Below are 4,541 nucleotides of genomic sequence, written 5' to 3'. Positions count from 1 at the left end.
GTTATTAAACAGGCTGTTGAGACCAAAGCGAATGTAGTAACTCAGGATGAGAAAGAGCATGGACTCAGAGCGGCTCTTAACTATGGGCACACTTTTGGACATGTCATAGAAAATGAGACGAAATATAAAGAGTTTTTACACGGTGAAGCGGTGGCTATCGGTATAGTTATGGCAAACGAGATGGCACTAAAGATGAATTTTATGAGTGACAAAGAGGCGCTTAGAGTAAAAAAACTTCTGCAAAAATACAATCTGCCGACAGAGTATGAAATTGCGAATGTAAAGGCATTTTATGAGGCATTTTTTCTCGATAAAAAGAGTTCAGACGCCGCTATAACATTTATTTTGCCTCTTGGCATAGGCGAGGTTGTCATAACCGACAAGATTGATACCGGAACGATAATGTGCACTTTAAATAAGTTTGGAAAAGATAGATGAAAAAGATAATATTTTCTCTCCTGATCGCATCATCTCTTCTTTTCTCAAGCAATATAACAAACGATAAAAACATAAGCGAGCAAGAGCTTCAAATAAAGCTTGCCCAAGAGGATGCAAAAAAAGAAAAAATTGCTAAATATCTATCCGACCTTAAAAATATTGAGGAGAGAATAGCAAAAAAAGATAGTGTCTGGATGAAGAGCTACTCCTCATACCTTACATCTTTGGATGTTAGAGAGAGTTTGGAGAAGATAGTAGACAGGATAAATTTTCTTCAAAGAAAGAAGAACAAAACCCTAAGCGAAGCGGATGAGCTTAGTGCGTTGATAGCCAGAGAGAAGATATTGACATCGCAGATAGAAAAACTTAAGAAAAAGGATAGCTCTCCATTTTCTGATCTTTTAACTCCTCCAAATATAGACGAAATTCCAAGCATAAAAAATCCTTTTGATATATTTGCCGGTATTTCGCTGATTAAAACTTTGGATAGAGATTTTAATGATTATGTCTTGAAAAAAGATGAGTTAAAAGATCTTATCTCTCTTTTGAGGTCAGAGATTCGTATATACAGCGAAATACTCTCTCTTGATGAACAGAGCGAATACAAAGATAAGGCGGAGCTAAAGCTCAAGCAGCTTGAGAGATTTGAATCTGCTCTTGATACCATGAAAGTTACGGCTGATGTGTATCAAAAAAGATTGGACATCATAACGGTCAGCATAAACAAAGAGGTTGAAGCTCAGATGTTTAAAATCGCTAAAATAGGCGTTGTTATATTTATAGTCTTTGTTTTCTTCTTCCTGCTAAAGCTGTTTGTTAAAAAGTATATAACCGATAATGAACGTTTTTATATGGCAAACAAGATTATCACATTTGGTAATTTTACGCTTGTTGTCTTGATTCTATTTTTCAACTATATTGAAAATGTTAGCTACCTCGTTACTATTTTAGGATTTGCGTCTGCAGGTATTGCCATTGCCATGAAAGATTGGTTTATGAGCATACTCGGCTGGCTTGTAATAGTCTTTGGCGGGAGCATACATGTAGGGGATAGAATCCGTGTTGATATGGACGGTATGAAATATGTAGGCGATGTTATGGATATATCATTGCTTAGAATGACTATCTTAGAAGACATTACATTGACATCTATTATGCAAAACAGAAGAGCGGGAAGAATTATTTTTGTACCAAATAATTATGTATTTACAAGAATGATAGCAAACTATACGCACAGTTCTTTAAAAACAGTTTGGGATGGCATCAGCATAACTATTACTTATGATTCAAATCATAAAAAAGCGATGCATCTTGCAAAAGAGATAACTAAGAGGTTCTCTAAGGGGTACACGGATATTACAAGAAAACAACTCAACAAACTTCGCAATCAGTACAGCCTTAAAAATACAAACGTTGAGCCAAGAATTTTCTCTTTTATAGAGTCAAACGGCATAGTAATAGACGCTTGGTATCTTACAAACGCTTACGCGACACTTACACTTAGAAGTGTTATCTCAACGGAGATTGTTGACGCATTTATGGCAGAAGATGATATAACAATCGCATACCCTACACAGATGCTTCACCTCGAAAAGCCGGCAAAAAGAACTCCTCCTTTTGCTACAGATGAAGAGATTGTATAGATTATGAAGAAAGTATATTTTAAAACCTTTGGATGCAGAACTAACCTTTATGATTCTCAAGTGATGATGGGCTCACTTCAGGAGTATGAAGTGACGGAAGATGAGAGCCAGGCTGATATAGTCGTCATTAACTCATGCACTGTTACAAACGGAGCGGATACTCATGTCCGTTCATACATCTCTCATGTCGAGAACAGCGGTGGTGCAAAGATTTTCCTAACAGGATGCGGCGCGCATACGAAGGGCGAGAATCTCTTGAAGCAGGGACGTGTTTCAGGTGTATTTGGGCAGAGCGAGAAGATAAAAATAGATGAGATGCTAAGCAAAGAGGAGCCTTTTTACGAGCCGGGTGATCTAAACTTTATAGATGAGAGCGTTGTTGATGATTTTATCGGCAAGAGCAGGGCGTTTATAAAGATTCAAGAGGGGTGTAGTTTTCGCTGCTCTTACTGCATCATACCTTACGTTCGCGGTGATGCAAGAAGCATGAGTGAGGATAAAGTCCTTGAACAGATAGCCAGACTTGCCCGCAACGGTTTTGGAGAGTTTATCTTAACCGGAACAAACGTGGGAAGCTACGGACAAAAGACAGAGAGCTCCTTAGCATCTCTTATGAAAAAGATCTCACGTATTCGCGGTGTCAGACGCATAAGACTCGGAAGCGTAGAACCTATCCAGATAACGGATGAGTTCAAAGAGATTTTGGATGAGCCTTGGCTGGAGAGACATCTTCACATAGCACTGCAGCACACATCTCCGCAGATGCTGAAGTTTATGAACAGACGAAACGTTTACAAGCAAGACAGAGAGCTTTTTGAACTCCTCTCAAGCAAAGGTTTTGCAATAGGAACAGACTTTATCACGGGGCATCCTGGAGAGAGTAAAGAGTTGTGGAATGAGGCGATGAGAAACGTAAAAGATTTGCCTCTTACGCATCTGCACGCATTTACATACTCAAAAAGAGACGGCACGCCATCCGCAACGATGAAGCCTGAAGTAAACGGAAAAGTTGCAAAAGAGAGGCTTCACGAACTCGAAGAGATTGTAAAAGCTAAAAACCTTGAGTTTAGAAAAGCTTTTAGCGGAGAGCTTGAAGTGCTTATAGAGAGCGAAAAAGATGGAGCTTTTATTGGGTACGATCAGCATTTTAACAAAATTATAATCGACTCAGACGAGGATTTGGTAGGCAACTGGATAAATCTGAGCGAGTATGAGGTAAGAGAGGAGTCGAACTATGGTAGGGTCTAAAACGAACAGAGTAGCACTGTACGCATCAGCTTTTTTGGTGGTAATCTTGGTTCTTTTTGCGGTGCTTAGAGACAATGCAGAGTCCATTTCTCTCAAAGATGCAACAGCGATACTTCAAAACAAAAACGTCAAGAGCGTTGTGGCTTCGGAGGATTTTATCTATCTTCAAACAGACAAAGAAGTTTACAAAATAGCATCTTCGCAGATCTCCCCAGATATGCTTAGTGAGTACAGAGTAAAAGTAAAGAGCGGCTCAAATATTGTAGCCTACTTTCTCTTTTTGGTTCTTCTTTTTGGAATCGGCACGCTTCTGTTTAAGTGGCTTCAAAAAAACAAGATGTTAGATACCGGCAATATTGCAAGCAACAGATTTAAATCCTCTTTGGAACATTCACAGCCCATCGAGTCCATAAAAAGTGATGTCACGTTCAACGATATCGGCGGTATAAGCGACGTAAAAATGGAGCTTGAAGAGATTATCGACTTTATGAAAAAACCAAAACGCTACAAAAGTTTCGGTGCAAGAATGCCTCGCGGCGTGCTTTTAGTAGGTCCTCCGGGCGTGGGTAAAACGATGATAGCAAAAGCAGTTGCAAATGCGGCAGGTGTTCCTTTTTACTACCAAAGCGGTGCCTCTTTTGTTCAGATATATGTCGGCATGGGCGCAAAGAGGGTTCATGAGCTCTTTAGCGCGGCAAAAAACAACTCCCCTTCGATTATATTTATAGATGAGATAGATGCCGTGGGGAAAAAGAGAGACGGGCAGAGAAACGACGAGAGAGAAGCAACGCTTAACCAGCTTTTAACGGAGATGGATGGCTTTGAAAACTCAAGCGGTGTAATCGTTATTGCCGCTACAAACAAGATAGAGGTGCTTGACTCGGCACTGCTTCGTGCGGGAAGGTTTGATCGAAGAGTTTTTGTCGAGCTTCCTACAAAAAGAGAGAGAGCGTCCATACTTACAAAATATTTAGAAAAAGTCCCAAATGATGTTGATGTTAACTCTGTGGCAAACATGACGGTAGGCTTTAACGGAGCATCATTGGCGGCTCTTGTAAATGAAGCATCTCTGCTTGCCATAAGACAGCATGATTTTCAGGTCACGATAGAGCATTTTCATCAGGTAAAAGATAAGGTAATGTTTGGCAAAAAGAAGCTTCAGATGTTAAGCGAAGAGCAGAAGCAGTACCGTGTGACTTATCAGGCAGCAAA

At 39.9% G+C, this 4,541-nt stretch carries 3 protein-coding genes and 1 pseudogene; all 4 read left to right on the top strand.

Annotation, left to right across the window (positions count from 1 at the left end):
* Positions 1 to 438: pseudogene (locus tag RQ763_RS09795) on the top strand (3-dehydroquinate synthase); the annotation flags it as partial.
* Positions 435 to 2,081 carry a mechanosensitive ion channel domain-containing protein gene (locus tag RQ763_RS09790; protein WP_314152700.1) on the top strand — a complete coding sequence of 549 codons (1,647 nt, stop codon included), beginning with the start codon at positions 435 to 437 and terminating at the stop codon, positions 2,079 to 2,081. The pseudogene RQ763_RS09795 and the gene RQ763_RS09790, both read left to right, overlap by 4 nt.
* A gap of 3 nt (positions 2,082 to 2,084) precedes the next feature.
* On the top strand, positions 2,085 to 3,329 hold the full coding sequence (gene mtaB, locus RQ763_RS09785; protein ID WP_314152699.1) for a tRNA (N(6)-L-threonylcarbamoyladenosine(37)-C(2))-methylthiotransferase MtaB: 1,245 nt from the start codon (positions 2,085 to 2,087) through the stop codon (positions 3,327 to 3,329).
* A partial coding sequence (locus RQ763_RS09780) for an ATP-dependent metallopeptidase FtsH/Yme1/Tma family protein (protein WP_314152697.1) occupies positions 3,316 to 4,541 on the top strand: 1,226 nt, incomplete at its 3' end. The genes mtaB and RQ763_RS09780, both read left to right, overlap by 14 nt.

Origin of the sequence: Sulfurimonas sp. (assembly GCF_032250635.1) — a bacterium.
GTDB lineage: Bacteria > Campylobacterota > Campylobacteria > Campylobacterales > Sulfurimonadaceae > Sulfurimonas.
Note: the sequence above shows the minus strand (reverse complement) of the source record. Positions and strands in the feature narration are given on the sequence as shown.

What these genes read in the sequence shown, in the direction of transcription:
- RQ763_RS09790 (WP_314152700.1), top strand. Translation starts at nt 435, where the DNA reads ATGAAAAAGATAATATTTTCTCTCCTGATCGCATCATCTCTTCTTTTC.
- mtaB (WP_314152699.1), top strand. Translation starts at nt 2,085, where the DNA reads ATGAAGAAAGTATATTTTAAAACCTTTGGATGCAGAACTAACCTTTAT.